Source organism: Pseudomonas sp. MYb327 (genome assembly GCF_040438925.1).
Lineage (GTDB): Bacteria > Pseudomonadota > Gammaproteobacteria > Pseudomonadales > Pseudomonadaceae > Aquipseudomonas.
Genome location: NZ_CP159258.1, coordinates 4,887,974 through 4,910,519 on the forward strand (window position 1 = coordinate 4,887,974; position 22,546 = coordinate 4,910,519).

A 22,546-nucleotide genomic window follows, 5' to 3' on the forward strand; every position below is an offset into this window, starting at 1 on the left:
TTGGACACGTTCACAGGAGCCACCATGCCAATCATTGTAGAGTCGGTGCAGAAAATCACTCCTCAAGACCAACAAGATCTCCAGAAGATTTACCGCGATGCCCCGGAATGGCTCTTCACCCCGTTTACCGGAGATCAACATCTGATCGAAGACTGCCTGCGTGACGGCTCCCTGATCGCCGGGCGCTTCAACGATCGGCTATTGGGCGCGGCGCGCCTGCAACGGCACCCGGACGTCTGGCACTTGTCTCAATTATGCGTACGAAAAATCACCAGACGTCGTGGCGTTGCTGAACGCCTGGTGCAAGAAGCACAAAAAATGGCCGCGCAATCGGGCGCCACATTGCACCTTCTCGCGCCCGCCGGGCACCTGGAAGCACAGGCATTGGCCGCCAAGCTGCATATTCCGCTGGATACCCTGCCGGCGTGATCGCTGACCGGTCGTCCGTTCTGGGGCGCTATACTCCTCGGCTAAATTTCGAATTCGACTAATTACAAGGACTCGCCCATGAAAGCGTTCGGCAAAATCCTGGGTCTGGTACTCCTCGGGCTGTTGCTGATCATTGTGGCGCTGGGCTTTGCCCTGACCCACCTCTTCGATCCCAACGACTACAAAAACGAGATCCGCCAGATTGCCCGCGACAAGGCCCACATCGAGCTGACGCTCAATGGCGATATCGGCTGGAGCCTGTTCCCGTGGCTGGGCCTGGAACTGCACGATGCCGGTGTCGCGACCCTGGCCAAACCCAACGAGCCGTTTGCTGATCTGCAGATGCTTGGCTTGTCGGTCCGCGTGCTGCCGCTGCTGCGCCGCGAAGTGCAGATGAGCGACGTACGCGTCGAAGGCTTGAACCTGCGCCTGAATCGCGACAAGGACGGCCACGGAAACTGGGAAGACATCGGCAAGGTGCCGGTCGCCGCGAGCCCTGCTGGCACGCCTCCCGCCACTCCTGGCGAACCTGCACCGCAAACTACCGTACCAGTGGAAAAACCGGCCCAGCCAATTCGCCTGGACATCGACAGCCTGACCGTCAACAACGCCCGCGTTGAATACAACGACGAGAAGACCGGCAAGCAGTTCAGCGCCGAAAGCATCCAGCTGAGTACCGGCCCGGTACATGATTCCACCAACATCCCGGTTAAACTCACCGCGTTCCTGGGCACCAATCAGCCGGTTCTGCGGGTCCGTACCGAACTGAATGGCGAAGTGCGTTTCGAGCGCGCGTTGCAGCGTTACAAACTCGAAGACATGAAGTTGTCCGGCGAAGTGGCCGGCGATCCGCTGCAAGGCAAAACCATGACGTTTGCCGCCCAGGGCCAACTGCTGCTGGACCGTGCCGCCAACGTTGCCGAATGGACCGGGATCAAGATTTCCGCCAACCAACTGCGTGCGCTGGGTGAGCTGAAGGTCAACGACCTCGACAAGACGCCACAGATCAGCGGCGGCCTGTCGATTGCCCAGTTCGACCTGGCGAAGTTCGTCGACAGCGTCGGCCAGAAACTCCCGGCCATGGCCGAAGGCAGCCTGAGCAAATTCGAATTGGCCACCCGCCTCGCGGGCACGCCGACCAGCGTGGTGCTGGATGACATCAATCTTAAAGTCGACGACAGCACCTTCAGCGGCCGAATCGCCGTCGAGGACTTTGCCAAGCAATCGTTGAGGGCAAACCTCAAGGCCGACACCTTCAACGTCGATCGTTACCTGCCGCCAAAATCGGCCGAAGCCAACAGCGCAACTCAAGTGCGTCAGGCCGAAGTCGCCAGCACCGAAGCCGACGCCATGGCCGGTGCCGGCAGCACACCGTTACCACAAGCGCCGACCAAGGATGCGTGGAGCAACGAGCGCCTGCTGCCGGTGGAGCGCCTGAGCAAACTGGACGTTGACGCCGAGCTGACCTTCGGCCAACTGACCCTGGAAAAATTGCCGATTCAAAACGCAACACTCAAGGCCAACGGCCAGGGCGGACTGCTGACTCTGGCAAACCTGCGCGGCGATCTGTACGCCGGCAACTTCGAAGCCACCGGCACCCTCGATCTGCGCCAGCAGGTGCCTGCGCTGAACTTGCAGACCAAAATCAGCCGCGTACCGGTAGAAAAAATCCTCGAAAGCCAGGGCAAGACTCCTCCGGTCAAAGGCCTGGTCACGCTCAACAGCAACGTGACCGGTAACGGCAACAGCCAGAAAGCGCTGATCGAAACGCTTAATGGCACCACCAGTTTCGTCATCAACAATGGCGTTCTGCTAAATGCCAACCTCGAACAGCAGCTGTGCAAAGGCATCGCCACGCTCAACCGCAAAACCCTCAGCGGCGAGCCACGGGGCAAGGACACACCGTTCGAGGAACTCAAGGGCAACCTGACGTTCCGTAACGGCGTGGCCAGCAACCCGGACCTGAAAGTGCGCATCCCGGGCATGACCGTTAAAGGTGACGGTGATGTCGATCTACGGGTGCTGGGCATGGACTACCGCGTGGGCATCGTCGTCGAAGGCGATACCAGCGCCATGCCGGACCCGGCTTGCCAGGTTGGCGAGAAGTTTGTCGGTATAGAGTGGCCGCTACGGTGTCGTGGTCCGCTGGAGCTTGGTGCCAAGGCATGCCGTCTCGACAACGAACGTATGGGTCAGGTCGCGAGTAAACTGGCTGGCGAGCGCATCAGCGAAAAAATCGACGAAAAGCTGGGCGACAAGGTCAGCCCGGAACTGAAAGATGCGCTCAAGGGGCTGTTCAAGCGATGAGAGCCGAACAGTTTTCAACGGCGGTGCTGGAATGGTTCGACCGCCACGGCCGTCACGATTTGCCCTGGCAACAGGACATTAACCCGTATCGGGTGTGGGTCTCGGAAATCATGTTGCAGCAAACCCAGGTCAGCACCGTGCTGAATTACTTCGACCGTTTCATGGCATCACTGCCAACGGTCGAAGCCCTGGCGGCCGCACCGGAAGATGAAGTGCTGCACCTGTGGACCGGCCTGGGTTACTACACCCGTGCGCGCAATTTGCAGAAGACCGCGAAAATCGTCGTCGAGCAGTACGGCGGCGAGTTTCCCCGTGATGTGGAGAAGCTCACCGACTTGCCGGGTATCGGCCTGTCCACGGCCGGAGCCATTGCCAGTATCAGCATGGGTCTGCGCGCGCCGATCCTCGACGGCAACGTCAAACGCGTGCTGGCGCGATTTACTGCACAAGAGGGTTATCCGGGCGAGCCGAAGGTGGCTAAACAGCTCTGGGCCAACGCTGAGCGCTTTACGCCCCATGATCGGGTCAACGCCTACACCCAGGCGATGATGGATCTGGGCGCCACGCTCTGCACCCGCAGCAAACCGAGCTGCCTGCTTTGCCCGCTGGAAAAAGGCTGCGAAGCGCACATGCTCGGCCTGGAAACGCGCTACCCGATCCCCAAACCACGCAAGGCCGTGCCACAGAAACGCACGCTGATGCCTTTGCTCGCCAACGGTAACGGCGCGATTCTGCTTTACCGGCGCCCTTCCACGGGCCTGTGGGGCGGTTTGTGGAGCTTGCCGGAACTCGACGACCTCGACGACTTGCAACATCTCGCGACGCAACACTCGCTGGAACTGGGCAACCAACAGGCGATGCCGAACCTGGTGCACACTTTCAGCCATTTTCAGTTATCCATCGAACCCTGGCTGGTTCAGGTCCAGGAGGCCGGTCATCACGTGGCCGAGGCCGACTGGCTCTGGTATAACCTCGCCACCCCGCCGCGCCTGGGCCTTGCCGCCCCGGTCAAAACCTTGCTCGAACGCGCGGCCGCCGTATTGAACGCAGGAGAGTCGTCATGACCCGCACCATCATGTGCCGCAAGTACAAAGAAGAATTGCCCGCCCTGGAGCGCGCTCCATTCCCGGGCAGCAAAGGCCAGGACATTTTTGACCACGTCTCGGCCAAGGCCTGGGCCGACTGGCAAAAGCACCAGACTTTGCTGATCAATGAAAAGCGCTTGAACATGATGAACGCCGAAGACCGCAAATATCTTCAGGGCGAAATGGACAAGTACTTCTCCGGCGAGGATTACGCCAAGGCCGAAGGCTACGTTCCGCCTGCCGAGTAACCCCGTAAAATCGGGGGTCGGATCGTAAGCGACGGTAATAATTAAATATTTTTTGAAAACTTGCTTGACGACCCCCTGAAAAACCCGTTTAATGCGCCCCGTTGCCCAGATAGCTCAGTCGGTAGAGCAGGGGATTGAAAATCCCCGTGTCGGCGGTTCGATTCCGTCTCTGGGCACCAAATACCGAAAACCCTGAATCGCAAGATTCAGGGTTTTTTTATGCCCGGGATTTGGCGGGGCACCGCTCCAGACCCCATCAAAGTATCTATCCCCTCCCCCCATTGTCGGCTGGGTGCACGAGCCACTGTTCGGGTCGGCCCGCAGTGATCAAACCCATTCGTGGTCTGCTGCGCCTCGGCTATCAGGCTGCTGGTGCGTTACTCGGTGCCGGATAGGCAACGAACAGTTGCGTGCGGAATTTGATCGAGAACGCGCGGTACTGGAAGAACGACTCGATCAAAAGCACTGATGGTTCCGGTGGATTGTTCATCTGCAGCTTGAAGACTATCGTTGGCACCTACCCGCAAAGGTCCGGCGCTGATGAATTTGCAGGAAACACCACCATTGGCTTGCACTCAAATCGAACTGCCATTAACGACGGACGCCCTTGGCGAGTCCTTCAAGGAATCCGCTGCGGATGGGTTCGTACTCGGTGGTTTCACCTGGCGGCATGCTACTCGGGACGCCACCCGCCCGGTCGTCATCATCAATGCCGCCACCTCGGTCCGCTGCCGACATTACTCGCGCTTCGCCGATTATCTGTTCGCCAACGGCATCGATGTGATCACCTATGATTACCGCGGCATCGGCGAGTCGCGACCGACATCAATCAAAGGGCTCCAGGCTTCGTGGACCGACTGGGGCGCATTGGATTTCGAGGCGATGCTGAAGCGCACACAGCGAGAATTTCCCGGCCAGCCTGTCGATGTGGTCGGTCACAGCTTTGGTGGCTGCGCAGCGGGGCTGGGAGCCTCCGGACAAATGATCCGGCGCCTGGTGACCGTTGGTGCGCAATTCGCTCACTGGCGCGACTATGCGCCCGCCCATCGCTGGCGGATGTTCGGCAAGTGGCATGTGGTGATGCCGCTGATCACGATGATTTGCGGTTACTTTCCAGGCAAGCGCCTTGGCTGGCTGGAAGACACACCCTCCGGCGTGGTGCGCGACTGGAGTACGCCCACGGCCCGCTTCGAAACTCGCCCCAGCGGCCGTGCAACCAACGGTCGCCTGCCTTTCGCCGGCGTCACCGCAAAAATCCTGGCGATCAGTATCAGTGACGACCCCTACGGCACAATCCCTGCCATCGAACGCCTGCTCGGCTACTTCACCGGTAGCACCAATACGCACCTTCGCATCGCCCCCGAGGACATCGGCGAAGCAGAAGTCGGACATTTCGCCTTTTTTCGCAGCGCATACCAAGCCACACTATGGCCCATTGCATTGTCCTGGCTGCAAAACGGCGAACTGTCCTCCCACACACCCGGACGGATAGTGCCTCGCAGCTGAGCCAGCCACCCTTTCAATGAATTACGGAACGACGCCCATGGCTTCCGCCAACAAGCAGCAAAAACGCGCCTCCCGCGCCAAAGCCAAGGCCAAGCAGAACCGCACCCAGCGGACTGCAGCGCCGGTCGAGCTGGACCCGAACGACGATCGCATCGACTTCGAGTCGGTGGACCTGACCGAACTGTTCAAGAAAATGATCGACGCCGAAAAGCTCAGCCAGCAAGCCCTGTGCACAGCCTTCCTCGAAGACCCTCTGCTGGAACTGGTGTACGAGCAGGAAGGCGAAGAAGGCGCGATGGACTTCATCCTCGCGGCGCTGATCGAGTATCGCCAATGGTCCGCCGAAACCGACGAAGCCGGCGCCCTGGCCTGGATCGAATCCCCGGCCTTCCAGGCTGACTACGTGGCGGCGTCCGACGCTATCGCCGCGCAAACCCAACAGAAACCGAACTGAGTTCCCATGGCCTCCCTGAACAAGCAACAGAAACGCGCCAAACGCGCAAAAGCCAAAGCCAAGCAAATCAACATCCACGGCCGCAAACCCGCCGCGCTGGACGATGACCTGGGCCACCTCGCCGAGCCAATCCCGGAGTACACCCTGGCGATGTTCAGCAAAATGCGCGACGCGGAAGCCGTCAGCCGCGGCGAGATGCTCTCGGTGTTACTGTCGGACCTCGCCTTTATCATCGTCGACCATCCTGAATTGCTGGACATGGAAAATGCCGACGACGAAGGCATGGCCGCCACCCACCTGGCCGCCGACATGCTGATCGACTACCGCATGTGGGCCGACGGCATGGACCGCGAGACCGCCCAGGCATGGCTGAGCGAGCCGCAATTCATCGCCGACTTCGGCACTGCACTGGACGCTTACCGCGAGTCACTGGATGCGCCGGAAGAGAAAGGTGAGTAAGGGTTAGGGATCCGAACAGCGGCCGCTTGTCATCACTGACAGCGGCCGTTTTTTATGAAGTAATTAACCTGAACACTTGGAAAGACCTCCCGTCACCCGCACCGTATATCCCATTGACATATCCACAAAGAAACCTACTCTTCGGACTCATAAACACCCAGTAGGCGTAGGAGGCAAAAATGGAACAGACCACTCTTTTCATGAGCAATCGAAGCCAGGCTGTTCGACTTCCCAAAGCCGTAGCTATGCCAAGCGACGTAAAACGAGTCAATGTTGTCGCCATTGGTCGGGCTCGCATCATCACACCAGCCGACGAGACGTGGGACAGTTGGTTCGAGGCGGATAGTGCAAGCGCAGACTTTATGACTGATCGTGACCAACCCACCGATCAGGAACGTGAGTCGTTCTGATGCTCAAATTCATGCTCGATACCAACATCTGCATATTCACCATCAAGAACAAGCCACAAATCGTAAGAGAGGCCTTCAACCGCCATGACGGGCAGTTGTGCATCAGTGCTGTCACGCTAATGGAGTTGATCTACGGTGCCGAAAAATCAGCCGCACCAGAAAAGAATCTCGCCGTCATCGAGGGTTTGGCAGCACGCCTTGAGGTCTTGCCTTTCGACAATGACGCGGCCGCGCACACCGGTATGATTCGATCCGAGCTGGCGAAGGCTGGAACACCGATTGGCCCATACGACCAAATGATTGCTGGCCATGCGCGCTCACGCGGATTCATCGTTGTAACGAACAACCTGCGGGAATTTGAACGGGTTCCGGGTTTACGCGTAGAGGACTGGGTTCACTTCTAATTAATCGAACTCAACAGACACAAACAAAAACGGCCGCTTGTCATCACTGACAGCGGCCGTTTTTTGCATCAACCGGTACGAATCAGTTCAATACCACCGAACCCGCTTGCTGCTGCTTGCGACGGCGAGCAACCAGCAAACCGGAAGCCACGACCAGAGCACTGAGCAGGCCGGTCGCGAGGATTTCCACGCGGTGGGCGTCCTGGAACAGCATGATGGTCAGGGCCGCGACGATGAACACGATCACCGCGTAGGTCAGGCCCGGGAACAGCCACATGCTGAAGACGATTTTCTCGCCGCGGGCCATACGCTGTTTGCGCATGCGCAGTTGCGAGATCGCGATCACCAGGTACACCAGCAGTGCAATGGCGCCGGAGCTGGCCAGCAGGAATTCGAACACCGCTGCCGGGGCCACGTAGTTGGCGAAAGTTGCCAGGAACGCTGCGCCAGTGGACAACATCACCGCCCAGTAAGGCGTGCCACTTTTGTTGGTGCGGGTGGAAACGGCTGGCGCATCGCCGCGCTTGCCCAATGAGAACAGCATGCGCGACGAGGTATAGAGCGCCGAGTTCAGGCAGCTGGTCACGGCGACCAATACCACGATGTCGACGATCATCTTCGCGTTCGGGATGCCCATGCGCTCAAGCACGGTCTGGTAGGAACCGAGGCTGGCCAGAACCGGGTCATTCCATGGCACCAGGGCCACGACGATGAAGATCGATACAAGGTAGAACAAGCCGATCCGCCAGATCACCGAGTTGGTGGCCTTGGAGATTTGCTTGCCCGGGTCTTTCGATTCCGCGGCCGCGATGGTCACGATCTCGGTGCCCATGAAGGAGAACATGGTGGTCAGGATCGCGCCCAACACTGCGCCCATGCCGTTTGGCAGGAAGCCCTGAGTGTCGAAAAGGTGTGAAACACCACTGACCTGGCTGCCAGGCAGGAAGCCGAAGATCGCCATGACGCCAAGGACAATGAAACCGATGATCGCCAGGACTTTGATCAGCGCAAACCAGAACTCGAACTCGCCGTAGTTCTTCACGCTGAACAGGTTGGTGACGGTCAGCAGCATGGTGATGACCAGGGCGAAGGCCCAGATGTCTACGCCCGGGAACCAGGCATGCAGGATGGTCGCGGCGGCGTTGGCTTCCAACGGAATGACGAGCACCCAGAACCACCAGTACAACCAGCCGATGGTGAAACCGGCCCAGTGACCGATCGCGCGATCGGCGTATGTCGAGAAGGAGCCCGTGTCCGGCGAGGCAACAGCCATTTCACCAAGCATGCGCATCACCAACACCACCAACATGCCAGCAGCGGCATAGGCCAGCAGCACGGCCGGGCCTGCGGCGGCGATTGCGTGGCCAGAACCTACGAACAGGCCGGCGCCGATAACCCCGGCGATCGACAGCATGGTCACATGCCGCGGTTTGAGCCCCTGTTCGAGGCCATTAGAGCTTTGGGTACTGCTCATTGAAACTACCTTTGTAAGGAAAAGCGAATGCGTGCATCCCGCTTGGGTTTCCCTTCTGTAAAAAGAAACCAACGGGGCGTTTCGGAATCTGCACGCAATATTTGCGCCAAAATGTTTCAAAACCGTCTAATACGGGAATCTCGTCCTGACCGGACAGTCATCGCAACCCGTTGAAATTAATGGCACTTTGCCAGAGCGTTACCCTGCGACTCACTTTATGGAACGAAGCAGCGCACCGGAAACACACCTGAAAACGACACGACGCACGATAAAAGTGCGGATAAGCAACCTTTGGCCCGTTAGCGCTTCCAACCCCCCGCCAAAGCTGGCAACATCGCGCCTTTTTTTACGCGACAGCCCGGAAAACTCGCATTCAAACGGCTGTTCGGTTGTTGATGGGGCGACAGTCTGCTGTGCCGATGCGACAACCTGCCACACGCCACCCGTTTACTGCCCGAAGCGCTGTTGGCTGCCTTTGAAACGCTATGCTAGCTTGGCCGCCTCGCCAGGAAGGCGCCCAACAGCAGGAGCGAATACACAATGAGGAACGCACATGGCTGAGGCCACGCCCGCGCTTGAAATCCGCAATTTGCACAAACGCTACGGCTCGCTGGAGGTGCTCAAAGGCATCTCGCTGACCGCCCGCGACGGCGATGTGATCTCGATCTTGGGTTCTTCCGGTTCCGGCAAGTCGACGTTCCTGCGCTGCATCAATCTGCTGGAAAACCCGCACCAGGGCCAAATCCTGGTGGCCGGCGAAGAGCTCAAGCTCAAAGCCGCCAAGAACGGCGAACTGGTCGCCGCTGACGGCAAGCAGATCAACCGCCTGCGCAGTGAGATTGGTTTTGTGTTTCAAAACTTTAATCTATGGCCGCACATGAGCGTGCTCGACAACATCATCGAAGCCCCGCGCCGCGTGCTAGGCCAGAGCAAGTCTGAAGCCATCGAAGTCGCCGAAGCGTTGCTGAACAAGGTCGGCATCTTCGACAAGCGCCACGCCTACCCCGCGCAATTATCCGGCGGCCAGCAACAACGCGCGGCCATCGCCCGCACGCTAGCCATGCGGCCCAAGGTCATCCTGTTCGACGAGCCCACCTCCGCGCTTGACCCGGAAATGGTCCAGGAAGTACTTAATGTCATCCGCGCACTGGCCGAAGAAGGCCGCACCATGCTGCTCGTGACCCACGAAATGGGCTTCGCCCGTCAGGTCTCCAGCGAAGTGGTGTTCCTCCACCAGGGCCTGGTAGAAGAGCAAGGATCGCCACAGCAGGTGTTTGAAAACCCGCTTTCGGCGCGCTGCAAACAATTCATGTCCAGCAACCGCTAACGGAGCTACCCGCATGCAGAATTTCAAGAAGGTCTTCCTCGCCGCCGCCGTTTCCCTGGCGTTCAGTGCCGGTGCCATGGCCGAAACCCTGAAGATGGGCATCGAAGCGGCCTACCCGCCGTTCAACAACAAAGATGCCAGCGGCAACGTTGTGGGCTTCGACAAGGAAATCGGCGACGCCCTGTGCGCCAAGATGAAAGTCGAGTGCACCGTGGTCACCTCCGACTGGGACGGCATCATCCCGGCCCTGAACGCCAAGAAGTTCGACTTCCTGATCTCCTCTATGTCGATCACCGACGAGCGCAAGCAAGCGGTGGACTTCACCGACCCGTACTACTCCAACAAGCTGCAATTCATCGCCAAGAAAGACGTCGACTTCAAAACCGACAAGGATTCCCTGCAAGGCAAAGTGATCGGCGCACAACGTGCGACCCTCGCCGGCACCTGGATGGAAGACAACATGGAAGGCGTTGAAGTCAAACTCTATGACACCCAGGAAAACGCCTACCTCGACCTGACTTCCGGTCGTCTGGACGGAATCCTGGCGGACAAATACGTCAACTACGAGTGGCTGAAAAGCGACGCGGGCCGTTCTTACGAATTCAAGGGCGACCCGGTGGAAGAAAGCGACAAGATCGGTATCGCTGTACGTAAAGGCGACCCGATCCGCGATAAACTGAACGTGGCGCTGAAAGAAATCGTCGCAGACGGCACCTACAAGAAGATCAACGACAAGTACTTCCCGTTCAGCATCTATTGATACTGACTTGCCGAACCGGCGCCGCGCTCTGACGGCGCCGGTCTCCGGCCTTGCCTGCCGCGATTTGAAAAGAAATCCATGATTATCGACCTCTACGGATTCGGCCCGGCGCTCGCCGCTGGCGCGCTGATGACTGTGAAACTGGCACTCTCGGCCTTGTGCCTGGGGCTGGTACTCGGTCTGCTTGGCGCCTTGGCCAAGACTTCCCCGTACAAGCCCCTGCAATGGCTTGGCGGCACTTATTCGACCCTGGTTCGCGGCATCCCGGAATTGCTCTGGGTGCTGTTGATCTACTTCGGCACGGTCAACCTGATGCGCGCCCTGGGCGAGTTCCTCGGCAAACCCGACCTGGAACTCAACGCCTTCGCTGCCGGGGTGATTGCGCTGGGCCTGTGCTTTGGCGCCTACGCCACGGAAGTGTTTCGTGGCGCGATCCTCGCCATTCCCAAAGGTCACCGTGAAGCCGGCGTGGCCCTGGGCTTGTCGAAATTTCGCATCTTCACCAAGTTGATCATGCCGCAGATGTGGCGCATCGCCCTGCCCGGCCTGGGCAACCTGTTCATGATCCTGATGAAAGACACCGCACTGGTGTCAGTGATCGGCCTGGAAGAAATCATGCGTCACGCGCAAATCGGCGTGACCGTGTCCAAGCAACCGTTCACCTTCTATATGGTCGCGGCGCTCATGTATCTGAGTCTGACGATCCTGGCCATGACCGGCATGCACTTCCTGGAAAAACGCGCCGCCCGCGGCTTCGCGAGGAGCGCCCAATGAACTGGGAAATCATCATCAAGTGGCTGCCGAAACTGGCTCAAGGCGCAACCCTGACGCTGGAACTGGTGGCCATTGCGGTGATCGCCGGGCTGCTGCTGGCGATTCCGCTGGGCATCGCCCGCTCATCGCGCCTGTGGTGGGTGCGCGCATTTCCGTACGGCTATATCTTCTTTTTCCGTGGCACGCCGTTACTGGTTCAACTGTTCCTGGTCTACTACGGCCTGGCGCAGTTCGACGTGATTCGAAACAGCTCGATGTGGCCGTATCTGCGCGATCCATTCTGGTGCGCCACGGCAACAATGACCCTGCACACCGCGGCATACATAGCCGAGATCCTGCGCGGCGCGATTCAGGCAATTCCACCAGGTGAGATCGAAGCGGCGCGAGCGCTGGGTATGTCCAAGGCCAAGGCGCTGATCTACATCATCCTGCCCCGCGCCGCGCGCATAGGCCTGCCGGCCTACAGCAACGAAGTGATCCTGATGCTCAAGGCCAGCGCCCTGGCCAGTACCGTGACCCTGCTGGAGTTGACCGGCATGGCCCGTACCATCATTGCCCGCACCTACCTGCCAGTAGAGATCTTCTTCGCCGCCGGCATGTTCTACCTGGTAATGGCTTATGTACTGGTGCGCGGCTTCAAGCTGCTGGAGCGCTGGTTGCGCGTCGATGCCTGCCAAGGACGCTGATTCCCACGTGCTGACGGGCGAGGCCCTACTCGCCCGTTTCACTGCGCTGGATGCTTTTCTGACAAAGCATCAGGCCCTGTGGAAACCTCGCCCGTTCACCCATCTGCATCTTCCCTGGGAAACCTCCTACCCTGAGCTGGCCACATGGCTACGCGGACGCTCGCTGGAAGACGCGGAAAACGCCCACAACCAACCCGCCCTTCTGGATGCGCCGGAGCCTTTCGCTTCATTGGCTGCGACGGCACTCGAATTGGCTGCGATCGGTGAGTTGCCGGCACATGCACTTGGATCGGCGTGGCATCGTCTGAACGTGGATGTGCCTGGGCGCAAGTGGCAGCAGATCGAAGCGTTCGCCAGTCGCTTGTCGTTTACTGCTCCGCCCAAGCATTGGCTGGATTGGTGCTCGGGCAAAGGACACTTGGGGCGGCGCTTGCTGCAAAGCGGCCAACAGCTGACGTGTCTGGAATATGACCCGGCGCTGGTTGCCAGCGGCCAGGCACTCAGCCAGCGTCACCAAATGCATGCACTGCATGTCGAACAGGATGTGCTCGCGCCTGATGTGGCAGCGTTGCTAAAGGCTGACCACACACCCGTCGCCCTGCACGCCTGCGGGGATTTGCATGTGAGATTGATCCAGCTCGCCAGCGCGGGAGGCTGTAAGCAACTGGCCATCGCCCCGTGTTGCTACAACCGCATCAGTCTGACCGAGTACTCGCCCATTTCCGAGGCCGCCCGAGCCTGCGACCTACAACTGTCCCTCGACGATCTCGCGCTACCGATGAGCGAAACCGTCACCGCTGGCGCTCGCGTCCGACGCCAGCGCGACACCTCCATGGCGCGGCGCCTGGCATTTGACCTGCTGCACCGTCAGCTGCGAGGCGTTGACGAGTATTTGCCGACTCCGTCCATTTCCAGCACTTGGCTGGATAAACCGTTCGCCGACTACTGCCATCATTTGGCCCAACTAAAAGACTTATCCACAATCGGCCCGCAAGATTGGCCAATGCTTGAAGCCCGCGGTTGGCAGCGCTTGGCACAAGTACGCAACCTGGAGCTGCTGCGCGGACTTTTCCGGCGCCCACTAGAGCTTTGGCTGGTACTCGACCGTGCGCTTTTTCTGTTTGAGCAGGGCTACAGCGTCCGACTCGGCACCTTCTGCGAAACGCCGCTCACACCACGCAATTTGCTGATATTGGCGGAACGCGATTAACGCATCACAGCCTGTGGATAAGTCTGTTGATGAAAATATCGTGGATCCAATATATACAGCTGTTTCAGGGGTGAAACGATATTGTTCAGTTTTCGTACACTAAATAAAAAACCCGAAAAACAGTGATTTGCGCACAAATGAGAAAGGATCCACAAATCCATCATATAGGCGGTTCCGAGCGCATCCCGTTGTGCATAAGCATTCTATGAAAATGACATAACCGCCGAACCAAAGGGCTGCTTGAGCAGCCGTGCGAATTTCCGGTGGACGGCAAAACTCGCATGGATTCTCAATTAAAAGGGTGGCAATTCAAGAACGGATGACCCCGCTTGAAGCCGAGCCACGTGGGCTATAAATCCTCGACAAAGGCCTGCGCAAAAATAGTCAGAATTCAGGGGTTTACAGAACCAACCCAATCGCTATAATCGTCGCCCTGACACGCCGGTATAGCTCAGATGGTAGAGCAACTGACTTGTAATCAGTAGGTCCCGGGTTCGATTCCTGGTGCCGGCACCATACAAAACAAAGCCCTCGTAGCAATACGAGGGCTTTGTTGTTTCCGGGATTTGAATCTCCTACTCCAAAGATTTCAATCAGTCGAACTCCGTCGACGTTGAAAGATGCTCCCAGGCATCGATTTCCGCCTGCAGGTTTGCGATTTTTTCGCGCACCAGTCTTACCGCATCCTTACCCAGTAACAAATGAACCGGTGGCTTCTCTGCAGCCACCAGGGTCAACAGTACCTGCGCAGCTTTGTGCGGATCGCCGGCCTGCTTGCCGCTCTTGTCTTCTCGCGCCTTGCGGACCGGGTTGAACACTGCGTCGTAGTCTTCCAGCGTGCGACCCGATCGGATCATCGAGCGGCCTGCCCATTCGGTTCGAAACGAGCCCGGGGCCACGGCCGTCACATGGATGCCCAGACCTTCTACTTCATTAGCCAGCGCTTCACTGACACCTTCAAGGGCGAATTTGCTGCCGCTGTAGTAAGCGATCCCCGGCAAGGTGATGAAGCCAGCCATGGAAGTGATGTTGACGATATGCCCACTGCGCCGTTCGCGCATTCCGGGCAGAACCGCCTTGATCATTGCCACCGCGCCAAACACATTAACGTCGAACTGACGCTGCATCTCACTCAAAGACGACTCTTCTAGAATGCCTTCATGACCGTAACCGGCGTTGTTCACCAGCACGTCGATCCGGCCTGCCTCGCGCAGGATATCGGCCACCAACGGTTCAATCGCCGGAAAATCCGTGACGTCGAGTACGAACGCTTTAGCGCGATTTGCGTGCAGTGCTTCGAACGCCGCCCGCTCGGCTTCGCGCCGCACCGTCCCCACCACCGTGTGCCCCGCCGCCAGCGCTGCTTGTGAAAAAGCCAGGCCGAAGCCCGAACTGACCCCGGTAATCAGGAAAACCTTGTGAACGTGGGCGTTCATGGTGCGCTCTCCAAATAAAAACGCCGTCGATATCAATCGACGGCGCTGTGGACAGGTGGGGTCTTAGTGACCCGCGCTCTGACCACCGTCAACGTGCAGGATTTCGCCGGTGACAAACTTGGCGTTGTCCAGATACACGACTGCCTGCGCGATATCTTCGATCTCGCCCATGTGCCCGACCGGGTGCAGTGCGCCCAGTGCGGCGTGGGTTTCTTCGCCGTGCATCGGGGTTTTGATGATGCCAGGGGAAACCGCATTCACCCGAATGCCGCGCTTGGCGTATTCGATGGCCAGGGATTTGGTCGCCGCGTTTAGGCCACCTTTGGTCAGTGAGGCCAGTACCGAAGGCACGCCGTCGATTGCGTGGTCTACCAGGCTGGTGGTGATGTTGACCACGTGGCCGCTGCCTTGTTTTTCCATCTCTGCGATGGCCAGTTGGGTGATGTAGAAGAAGCCGTTGACGTTCACCGACAACACGTTGGCGTAGTCTTCCGCGGTGTACGCGGTGAACGGCTTGGCGATGAAGATCCCGGCGTTGTTGACCAGGGTATCGACGCGGCCGAAACGGGCGATCGCTTCACGAATCACGCGCTGGGCGGTCTCTGGTTCGCCGATGTCGCCAGCGACGGTGAGGATGTCCGGATCAGTGGATGGCTTGATCGAGCGCGAGGTCGCGACGATTTGGTAGCCGAGTTCACGGAAGGCCTTGACCATGCCGTCGCCGAGACCTTGGGATGCGCCAGTGATCACAACGACTTTTTTCGAATTGCTCATGATGAACCTCTACTCATAAATGATGGTTTGAAAAACTTAGGGATCAGGCTTGTGCCATTTGTCTCAACATCTGTTCGTAGTACTCGACCGACTGCGATCCGGACACCAGGTGGCGGCCATTTAGCACCATGGCCGGGACCGAATTGACGCCGTGCTGACGGTAAAACTCCTCAAGCTCACGCACCTCGTTGGCATACTCGCCAGAGGTCAACACCTTGCGTGCCCGCTCCTCGTCCAACCCTGCTTCTACGGCCAACCGCACCAGCGTCTGCTGATCACTCGGGTTCTGGCCTTCGCTGAAATAAGCGCGAAGCAGGATCTTCTTCAGCACCACCTGACGCCCTTTCTCCAGTGCCCAAAGCAACAACCGATGAGCGTCGAAGGTGTTGTAGAAGTGGGTGCGCTTCTCCAGGTCGAACTTGAAGCCGATGGCATTGCCGCGTTCGATCTGCATCGCTTTGCCATTGGCGACGTCCTGGGCGGTACGTCCGTATTTGCGCATCAAGTGCTCGACCGCTTTTTCGCCTTCGGCCGGCATGTTCGGGTTCAGTTCGAAAGGCTTGTAGGTCAGCTCGACCGAAACCTCACCCGCCACGTTCTCGATCGCCTGCTCCAGCGCCGCCGCTCCCAGTGCGCACCATGGGCACACCACGTCGGAGACGAAATCGATGGTGACCGACGGCGTCATGACTGCCCCTCTTCCGCCAGTTGCTTGCGGTACTGAGTGGTGGTGATCCCGGCGTAACCCCAGTTATCGGTGTCGACTTCTTCGATGACGATGTGGGTCAGGTCCGGGCGCTTGTTGAGAACGCGTTCCAGTGTTCCAGTGATTTCCGCGATCACTTGAGCTTTCTGCTCAGTGGTAACGCCATCGCGGGTGATGCGTACGCTTACGAAAGGCATTGAGGAATCTCCAGTGACCTTCCCGTCTGGATGATGGGAGAGGCGTTGGAGCTCAATGTATGGAGTTAGCTGGAGGGGATAAAGGTGGGGACGGGAACATCATTAGTTACGCAGTGTAATGGGTGCAGTGCCGACGATACGCGGACGACGCCTGCCGCAAACCCGGTTAATGGGCGACAAGAGCTGACCCCCACTGAAAGATGGCACCTTGACATTAGACATCGCATTCCCTTAAAACGTCGGCTCATTTGACTTTATCGAGACAGGGATGTCGGCCAGATCACCACTATTTTCTCGATGGCAGTGTGTGCTGGGTGCGCTTGTCGTCGCCCTCGCTGTACTCGACCCTTTCGGGCTTTCAAGTTCGAGCAACAATGCATCGGCGCAATGGCTGAATCGGGTGTTTGCCAGCAGCTACAAAAACACCGGGCAACAGCAAATCGCGGTCATTCTGATCGACGACGCGTACCTGATGCGCAACAACACACACTGGCCAATGCCGTACGGCGAGCAAAGCAAGCTGTTCAAGCGCTTGCTGGCTTACAAGCCGAAGGCCGTTTTCGTGGATTTCATGTATAGCCACGACCACTCCCTGGGCGACCCGGCTCAGGGAAGCCAGTTACTGGCCAATGTCTTCGAACGCTACCGCCATCAGGGCATTCCATTGTTGTTGGCCAATACGGGCCAGGAGCGCGGCGAAGAGGGGCAAGCCAACACGCTGGCCAATCTGGCCAGGGTCAGCAGTCCCGCATTGGTCGTGTGGAGCGGGTTTGGCGACAAGTACCCACTGGCGGTCGAAACGCCCCTGGGCCCTATGGAAACACCGGCGCTCTCATTGTATCGCCAGTATTGCCAAGCCCATGGCTGCGCGGATTTGCCGAGCGATACGCAAGCCGCCGTTGACGCATCACCCATCGCCATTCAGTGGGGAATCAACCTGGCCCCACAACAGGCACGTATTGCCGATATCGCCCACTGTTCCGCCCCCAAAGGCTTCTTCATCGATATGGCGAAAGAGTTTTTCCAGGCGATTTTCTGGAAGCTGGCCGGACCCGATCAATCACGCTGCCTCTACAACTTCACACTCTCAGCCAGCGATCTGGAGGTCAGCACTCCCGAAGACCGAGCCCTGCTGGCCGAATTGTTGGGTGACCGCCTGGTGCTGGTTGGCGCCAACATCACCTCCACCGGCGATCTGGTCCAGTCGCCTGTGCACGGCAAAATACCCGGCATTTACCTGCATGCCATGGCGCTGGATAACCTCATTACACTTGGCATGAACTATGACCGCGAACCAGCCAACCTGCCGAACTTCGATGTCAATTGGCTCGATCTGGTGGAGGTTGCGCTGCTTGGGCTGATTGCGGTGCTGAAAGCGCTGCACGAGCGACAGAATCCAGCGACGGGACTCGTCGGAATGAAGGTGGGAAGAAGCAGCTTTTTCAGCTCGTCGTTCCTGTCCTTCGCACTGGTGGTTGGCGTGCTCATGTTGCTCAGTTTTGGGCTTCACACATTCCACTACACGCCTGTGAATGTGCTCGCCGTCCTGATGCTTTCGCTGGCGATATTCAGCGAAAAAATCGAGGCATTGTTTGCCCGCAAGAACTGATCGCCTACACACTTTTTTCGCCCACTAAACAAGGAATCAAGGATGACCAGAGCAGCCATATTTTTCCTCGCCGCCGTATTCAGCCAAGCCGTTTGGGCGGCCGCGCCCACCGTCGAGGCATTTCTCGCCGATCCGATAGCGTTGCTCGACGAACAAGGAAAACTCGAACGCGAACTGCCGTTGAAAGACGCTCCGAAAAATCCGCTCCCGGTGCTGCAATACAACGAGGCACTGGAGTTGGTACAGGTTGAATTGGCGGGCCGTAAAGTCTGGCTGGACACCATGGACTTGCGCTTGAACCCCAGCAAGATGGTCAAGCTGCCTTGCCAGAAAATGCCGGCCAGCAAGATTGCCGACAGCCAGAACAACTCGACCATCGGTTTTGGTGCGGGTTGCAAACAGTAAGGGGTCGATAGATGAAAAAGTCTCTCCTGGCGCTGCCGATCCTGGCCGGTGCGTTGCTCAGCGGCTGCAGCACCCTCAATGGCGCCAATGATGCGGTGATGAACCTGGTGGGTCCCTCCACTCAATCCAGAGTCGCTGGAAAATACGTCGAAAACGCGGAGGTGAGGCAACACTACAAACTCGACGTGCAGCAACAGAGCAAGCAACGCTTGAGCTATGACGGCCACGCTATTCCCGCCAGTGATACTCGCCAGAACAATCTGGTGGATATCCCGCTGCTGCAGAGCTATTTACAGGGCATCGTTACCAAGCTGTCCAAGGGTTGGCCCGGTGAGATGCCAACATTGCAGGTCAGGGTAATTGACAGCTACAGCTTCGGGCCGTCGGCGGATGCGTTAGGCAATCTGTTCGTGCCGTTGGGCATGCTGGATAACGTCGAAAGCGAAGACGAAATCGCGGCCATGCTGGGACATGAAATGAGCCATGTGCTGCTGCGTCATCACGAACGCGTGGCCGCCTTCAAGCAGCAAAAAGAACTGATGACCAACATCGCCACGACGGTGGTCTTCGCCACTATGGCTTCCAACACCGGCGTGGACCGCAGTTCCGGAACGATGAAGTTGATCAGCAAAGATCCCATCGGTACGCAAAAGACCATCGGCAATACGGTTTTATACACGGCACTGGCCAACAGTTTTTCGGACAACATCTGGAGCACTGCCTGGGGTCGTAGCCAGGAAGATCAGGCCGATCTGCTGGGCACCGACTTGATGATCCGTGCCGGTTACGCGCCTCGTGCCGCCAGTTACAGCCTGCAACGCCTGAATGATTTCCAGGGCAAACAAAAACCGCTGCTCGGCAGCTTTCTCAGTGCACGCAAGACCGCCATGCAGCAATCGCTGGAGCAATTCAATCTCAACAGTTTCACCAAAGAACTGGATGTACTGATCAATCAGGGGCTGACCACCAGCATCACGGCGACGAGTGAATACTTCAATCGCTCCCACATGTCACCGATGGACCGTGACGAGGAGCTCCGCCAGTACTTGCAACGTGAGTACCGACAGGAACGGCGAGCCCGGGTCGATACGCGCAGCTGGCCGAAGGTCCGCGATGCCGCGCCAGTCGCCGCCGCGATGCAGGCTTACAAAGACGCCTACGCGGCCACTGCCGCGCTGGAGCAAGGCAAGCTGCATGAGGCCGACACACTCAGCCAGCGTGCGCTGTCCTCGCCGGTAAAAGATCAGCCCGGCATTCGTCGCAGCGCATTTGCCGTGCATATTGCGCAAGGCAAGAGCGCCGAAGCGTTAAAAGATCTTGAGTCAATCAAGGATTGGTCGCTGGCCGGCCCGTCCATCTATGACCTGATGATCGGCTACCACCTCAAACGCGGCGATGCTCAATCGGCACTGGTCATGATCGACAAGGCAGAGCGGAACCTGGGCTCGGAAGAATTGTTCATTACCGAAAAGCTGCTGGCCAACCAGCAACTCCAAGACGCCGCACAGGTGAAAACGGTTCTGAGCAAGTGCGAGCAGTATCCGACCCGCAAGGAAAGCTGCAAAAAACTGGCTCCGGTCAAAGCCTGAAGCCACTGCCACGGTAAATCTCAAGCATCAAAAAAAAAGCCCCGAACCAGTCGGGGCTTCTTTTTACCAGCCTTTCATCAGGCCTCGATACCGCAACCCATCATCAGAAAATGTTGATCGGGTAATCCACAAACACTCGCACTTCGTTACCGCTGACGTTGTACTCACTCGACTTCTGCGACACACGCAGGATCGAGCTGCGCAGCTTCACGCTCAGGTCTTTGGCCGGGCCGCTTTGCACGACGTATTTGAACTGGTTGAAGATCTCGCGCTCGGTACCGCCCTCGCTGGTGGAGGTGGTGATGTTGTCGCCGCGCACGTAGGCGAAGTTGTAGCTCAGCCCCGGAACACCGAAGGTGCTGAAGTCCAGGCCGTAGCCCAGCTGCCAGCTGCGTTCGTCTTCAGCGTTGAAGTCGGACCAGTAAGAGTTGGCCAGGTAGATGGTGTTGCCACCGTCGCCGACGCGGTGTTGATCTTTCTGGTAACCGCCATAGGCGTAGCCCAGGTTGCTGTCGCCGGTGCTGCGCTGGTGAGCGAGGGTGAACGAGTGCGGGCCAGTGGCGAAGGTGGCTGCCAGGCTCCAGATTTTGTTGTCGTCGCCGGTGATGATGCTTTCGCCGGGGATAGTGTTTTCGCGGATATACGAGCTATCCAGCTTGGTACGGTAGCCGTTGAAGTCCAGGGTCAGGGACTGATCCTTGTCGATCGGGAACACGTAGTTGGCGTTCACGTACTGCTTCTTCAACACGTCTTCAACGTCGGACGCATACAGCGCAGCCTTGAATTGTTCGGTGAACTGATAGCTACCGCCCAACACGTTGATCGACTTCAAGCCACCGCTGTCACGGCCTTCGGCGCTTTTACGCGATTCGGCGGTGAAGCGACCGGCATCCAGTTGCAGGCCCTTGATCTCCTTGGAGGTGATCAGGGTGCCGGTGTAACTTTCTGGCAGCAGACGCACGTTGTCGTAGCTCAGCACCGGCAGGGCCGGCATCTGGTCACCGTAGGTCAGCGTGGTGCTGGACAGGCGGAATTTGACGGCTGCGCCGCCCTTGGCCAAGTCGTTCGCCGGCTCGCCGCTGGCGCCTTTCTTGAAGAAATCGATACCTTGAGCGCCGCTACGGTCTTCATTGCGCTCCAGATTGAGTGCGTACAGACCGAAGGCATCCACACCCACACCGACGGTGCCTTGGGTGAAACCGGACGAGAACGTACCGATGGCCGCTTGGCCCCATTCGGACTTGTCGTCGTTGCCGTTTTTGTAATCGCGGTTCATGTAGGCGTTGCGTAGCAGCACTTTAAGGCTGCTCTCTTCAACAAATCCTTTGGATTCGGCCTGGTCGTTAGCCATGGCCTGTGTAGCGCTCAAAATCCCCAGAGCGATCAGGCTGATTCGCTTGTTCAACATGTTGTTTTCCTTATTACGGGTTGAAACGCGCTGTGTCGAACGACTGAAACGGCACTATCGCGCTCTTTTTTCATTCCGCAAACAAAAAGGCCCGCCCACGATCACTCGCGGCGGGCCTTTTTATTGTTTTAGGGTCATGGCGGTCAGCCACAGGCGTTGGCGGAATCGTAGCCGCGCCCTTATTGATGTGTCAATTTCGTGAATCGTCTTTATCTAGGCAAAAATCGTCTAAGAAATGACTTTACGTGGCAGAAAAATTCAATCGGCGCGCGGCATGAAGAGATTGAATCCACGCAATCTCCTGTAGGAGCTGGCTTGCCAGCGATAGCGGTTTGTCATCCGACATCAATATTGGATGGATGGCCTCATCGCTGGCAAGCCAGCTCCTACAGTGGGGTGTCCACGTCTTCGCCCATAAAAAAAGCGCCACCATCCCGGCAGCGCTTTTCTTTTATCAATCCGTTGTTTTTCTTCCTATCCTTCCATCACATCCCACAACGCTTCCAGCTCCGCTTCGCTGAACAAGCCAGCGGGGTAGCGCTCGATCATCGTCCGGCGCGGATCACTTTCCGCAATCTGACACGTTCCATTGGACTTCAACCAGTGCGCCAGGACCTGGAGCGATTCGCCATTTACAGCCAGGGGATGCAATGCCCGCTCGCCCACCACATTCACTTCGGCGTTCATTTCAGCGCTCTCTCCTGGTTTGTGAGCGGCCTAACTTATCCAAGGTTTATGACAGAACAACTAAGTTCTCCCCCTCCCTGCATTGCTCCATCACCGATACAAGAGCTATGCCAACGTGTGCGAACTGTCGACAAGCGGATACAAAAAAGCCCGCGGTCCAGAAAGACTGCGGGCTTGCCGAGGGGCGGTGCGCGAAAACGTT

Annotated in this window: 25 protein-coding genes and 2 tRNA genes; 19 read left to right on the forward strand and 8 right to left on the reverse strand. The window is 58.0% G+C overall.

Annotated elements, in window-relative coordinates; all coding sequences use genetic code 11:
- The first annotated feature begins 24 nt into the window (after positions 1 to 24).
- The 5 genes from ABVN21_RS21965 to ABVN21_RS21985 all read left to right on the forward strand — a co-directional run bounded on the left by ABVN21_RS21965 (position 25) and on the right by ABVN21_RS21985 (position 4,248).
- Positions 25 to 429: an acetyl-CoA sensor PanZ family protein gene (locus ABVN21_RS21965; protein ID WP_339553576.1), complete on the forward strand. Its 405-nt coding sequence runs from the start codon at positions 25 to 27 to the stop codon at positions 427 to 429.
- A 78-nt stretch (positions 430 to 507) separates the two neighbouring features.
- A complete protein-coding gene (locus tag ABVN21_RS21970; RefSeq protein WP_339553577.1) occupies positions 508 to 2,736 on the forward strand; it encodes an AsmA family protein in 2,229 nt (742 codons plus the stop codon).
- Positions 2,733 to 3,800, forward strand: coding sequence for an A/G-specific adenine glycosylase (mutY, locus tag ABVN21_RS21975; RefSeq protein ID WP_339553578.1), 1,068 nt, complete (start codon positions 2,733 to 2,735; stop codon positions 3,798 to 3,800). The genes ABVN21_RS21970 and mutY overlap by 4 nt, the downstream gene beginning before the upstream one ends.
- Positions 3,797 to 4,069: an oxidative damage protection protein gene (locus tag ABVN21_RS21980; protein ID WP_339553579.1), complete on the forward strand. Its 273-nt coding sequence runs from the start codon at positions 3,797 to 3,799 to the stop codon at positions 4,067 to 4,069. The genes mutY and ABVN21_RS21980 overlap by 4 nt, the downstream gene beginning before the upstream one ends.
- 103 nt (positions 4,070 to 4,172) lie before the next feature.
- Positions 4,173 to 4,248: transfer RNA gene (locus ABVN21_RS21985), tRNA-Phe, on the forward strand.
- Between the two features lie 182 nt (positions 4,249 to 4,430).
- Here the strand turns inward: ABVN21_RS21985 and ABVN21_RS21990 are convergent.
- A complete protein-coding gene (locus ABVN21_RS21990) occupies positions 4,431 to 4,559 on the reverse strand; it encodes a hypothetical protein (protein WP_339553580.1) in 129 nt (42 codons plus the stop codon).
- A 50-nt stretch (positions 4,560 to 4,609) separates the two neighbouring features.
- Here ABVN21_RS21990 and ABVN21_RS21995 point away from each other — a divergent pair, with 50 nt between their 5' ends.
- The 5 genes from ABVN21_RS21995 (at position 4,610) to vapC (ending at position 7,302) form a co-directional block, all read left to right on the forward strand.
- Positions 4,610 to 5,575, forward strand: coding sequence for an alpha/beta fold hydrolase (locus ABVN21_RS21995; protein ID WP_339553581.1), 966 nt, complete (start codon positions 4,610 to 4,612; stop codon positions 5,573 to 5,575).
- Positions 5,576 to 5,612: 37 nt separating this feature from the next.
- Complete coding sequence (locus ABVN21_RS22000) at positions 5,613 to 6,029, forward strand: hypothetical protein (RefSeq protein WP_339553582.1); 417 nt, start codon at positions 5,613 to 5,615, stop codon at positions 6,027 to 6,029.
- 6 nt (positions 6,030 to 6,035) lie between these two features.
- Entirely contained in the window at positions 6,036 to 6,488 is a 453-nt protein-coding gene (locus ABVN21_RS22005) for a hypothetical protein (RefSeq protein ID WP_339553583.1), read from the forward strand.
- Between the two features lie 179 nt (positions 6,489 to 6,667).
- The gene (gene vapB, locus ABVN21_RS22010; RefSeq protein ID WP_339553584.1) at positions 6,668 to 6,898 is read left to right on the forward strand and encodes a type II toxin-antitoxin system VapB family antitoxin; all 231 of its coding nucleotides are present in this window, start codon (positions 6,668 to 6,670) and stop codon (positions 6,896 to 6,898) included.
- Positions 6,898 to 7,302: a tRNA(fMet)-specific endonuclease VapC gene (gene vapC / locus ABVN21_RS22015; protein ID WP_339553585.1), complete on the forward strand. Its 405-nt coding sequence runs from the start codon at positions 6,898 to 6,900 to the stop codon at positions 7,300 to 7,302. Before vapB ends, vapC begins: the two co-directional genes overlap by 1 nt.
- An 82-nt stretch (positions 7,303 to 7,384) precedes the next feature.
- Here vapC and gabP read toward each other — a convergent pair whose 3' ends face one another.
- Positions 7,385 to 8,776 (reverse strand): GABA permease, encoded by a 1,392-nt coding sequence (gene gabP, locus ABVN21_RS22020; RefSeq protein ID WP_339553586.1) that lies wholly within the window; start codon positions 8,774 to 8,776, stop codon positions 7,385 to 7,387.
- Positions 8,777 to 9,329: 553 nt separating this feature from the next.
- On the opposite strand from gabP, the gene ABVN21_RS22025 reads away from it, so the two are divergent.
- The 6 genes from ABVN21_RS22025 (at position 9,330) to ABVN21_RS22050 (ending at position 14,049) form a co-directional block, all read left to right on the forward strand.
- Entirely contained in the window at positions 9,330 to 10,103 is a 774-nt protein-coding gene (locus tag ABVN21_RS22025; protein ID WP_339553587.1) for an ABC transporter ATP-binding protein, read from the forward strand.
- A gap of 13 nt (positions 10,104 to 10,116) precedes the next feature.
- Positions 10,117 to 10,863 (forward strand): ABC transporter substrate-binding protein, encoded by a 747-nt coding sequence (locus ABVN21_RS22030; RefSeq protein ID WP_339553588.1) that lies wholly within the window; start codon positions 10,117 to 10,119, stop codon positions 10,861 to 10,863.
- Positions 10,864 to 10,941: 78 nt separating this feature from the next.
- On the forward strand, positions 10,942 to 11,637 hold the full coding sequence (locus ABVN21_RS22035; protein ID WP_339553589.1) for an ABC transporter permease: 696 nt from the start codon (positions 10,942 to 10,944) through the stop codon (positions 11,635 to 11,637).
- The gene (locus ABVN21_RS22040) at positions 11,634 to 12,323 is read left to right on the forward strand and encodes an ABC transporter permease (protein WP_130208508.1); all 690 of its coding nucleotides are present in this window, start codon (positions 11,634 to 11,636) and stop codon (positions 12,321 to 12,323) included. Before ABVN21_RS22035 ends, ABVN21_RS22040 begins: the two co-directional genes overlap by 4 nt.
- Positions 12,304 to 13,533, forward strand: coding sequence for a methyltransferase (locus ABVN21_RS22045; RefSeq protein WP_339553590.1), 1,230 nt, complete (start codon positions 12,304 to 12,306; stop codon positions 13,531 to 13,533). The genes ABVN21_RS22040 and ABVN21_RS22045 overlap by 20 nt, the downstream gene beginning before the upstream one ends.
- 440 nt (positions 13,534 to 13,973) lie before the next feature.
- Positions 13,974 to 14,049: transfer RNA gene (locus ABVN21_RS22050), tRNA-Thr, on the forward strand.
- Between the two features lie 77 nt (positions 14,050 to 14,126).
- Here ABVN21_RS22050 and ABVN21_RS22055 read toward each other — a convergent pair.
- The 4 genes from ABVN21_RS22055 to ABVN21_RS22070 all read right to left on the reverse strand — a co-directional run bounded on the left by ABVN21_RS22055 (position 14,127) and on the right by ABVN21_RS22070 (position 16,646).
- On the reverse strand, positions 14,127 to 14,969 hold the full coding sequence (locus ABVN21_RS22055; protein WP_339553591.1) for an oxidoreductase: 843 nt from the start codon (positions 14,967 to 14,969) through the stop codon (positions 14,127 to 14,129).
- 63 nt (positions 14,970 to 15,032) lie between these two features.
- Positions 15,033 to 15,743 carry an SDR family oxidoreductase gene (locus ABVN21_RS22060; RefSeq protein WP_339553592.1) on the reverse strand — a complete coding sequence of 237 codons (711 nt, stop codon included), beginning with the start codon at positions 15,741 to 15,743 and terminating at the stop codon, positions 15,033 to 15,035.
- 43 nt (positions 15,744 to 15,786) lie between these two features.
- On the reverse strand, positions 15,787 to 16,431 hold the full coding sequence (locus ABVN21_RS22065; RefSeq protein ID WP_339553593.1) for a DsbA family oxidoreductase: 645 nt from the start codon (positions 16,429 to 16,431) through the stop codon (positions 15,787 to 15,789).
- The gene (locus tag ABVN21_RS22070; RefSeq protein ID WP_034148508.1) at positions 16,428 to 16,646 is read right to left on the reverse strand and encodes a 4-oxalocrotonate tautomerase family protein; all 219 of its coding nucleotides are present in this window, start codon (positions 16,644 to 16,646) and stop codon (positions 16,428 to 16,430) included. The genes ABVN21_RS22065 and ABVN21_RS22070 overlap by 4 nt, the downstream gene beginning before the upstream one ends.
- A 268-nt stretch (positions 16,647 to 16,914) precedes the next feature.
- Between ABVN21_RS22070 and ABVN21_RS22075 the strand changes: the two genes are divergently transcribed.
- The 3 genes from ABVN21_RS22075 to ABVN21_RS22085 are packed head-to-tail and all read left to right on the forward strand — an operon-like array spanning position 16,915 to position 20,249.
- Positions 16,915 to 18,255, forward strand: a complete 1,341-nt coding sequence (locus ABVN21_RS22075) for a CHASE2 domain-containing protein (protein ID WP_339553594.1) — start codon at positions 16,915 to 16,917, stop codon at positions 18,253 to 18,255.
- A gap of 42 nt (positions 18,256 to 18,297) precedes the next feature.
- Positions 18,298 to 18,660, forward strand: a complete 363-nt coding sequence (locus ABVN21_RS22080) for a hypothetical protein (protein ID WP_339553595.1) — start codon at positions 18,298 to 18,300, stop codon at positions 18,658 to 18,660.
- Between the two features lie 11 nt (positions 18,661 to 18,671).
- Positions 18,672 to 20,249, forward strand: a complete 1,578-nt coding sequence (locus ABVN21_RS22085; RefSeq protein WP_339553596.1) for a M48 family metallopeptidase — start codon at positions 18,672 to 18,674, stop codon at positions 20,247 to 20,249.
- Positions 20,250 to 20,352: 103 nt separating this feature from the next.
- Here the strand turns inward: ABVN21_RS22085 and ABVN21_RS22090 are convergent, their stop codons facing one another.
- Positions 20,353 to 21,657, reverse strand: coding sequence for an OprD family porin (locus tag ABVN21_RS22090; protein ID WP_339553597.1), 1,305 nt, complete (start codon positions 21,655 to 21,657; stop codon positions 20,353 to 20,355).
- 474 nt (positions 21,658 to 22,131) lie between these two features.
- Positions 22,132 to 22,344, reverse strand: coding sequence for a hypothetical protein (locus tag ABVN21_RS22095; RefSeq protein ID WP_339553598.1), 213 nt, complete (start codon positions 22,342 to 22,344; stop codon positions 22,132 to 22,134).
- Positions 22,345 to 22,546 lie beyond the last annotated feature (202 nt).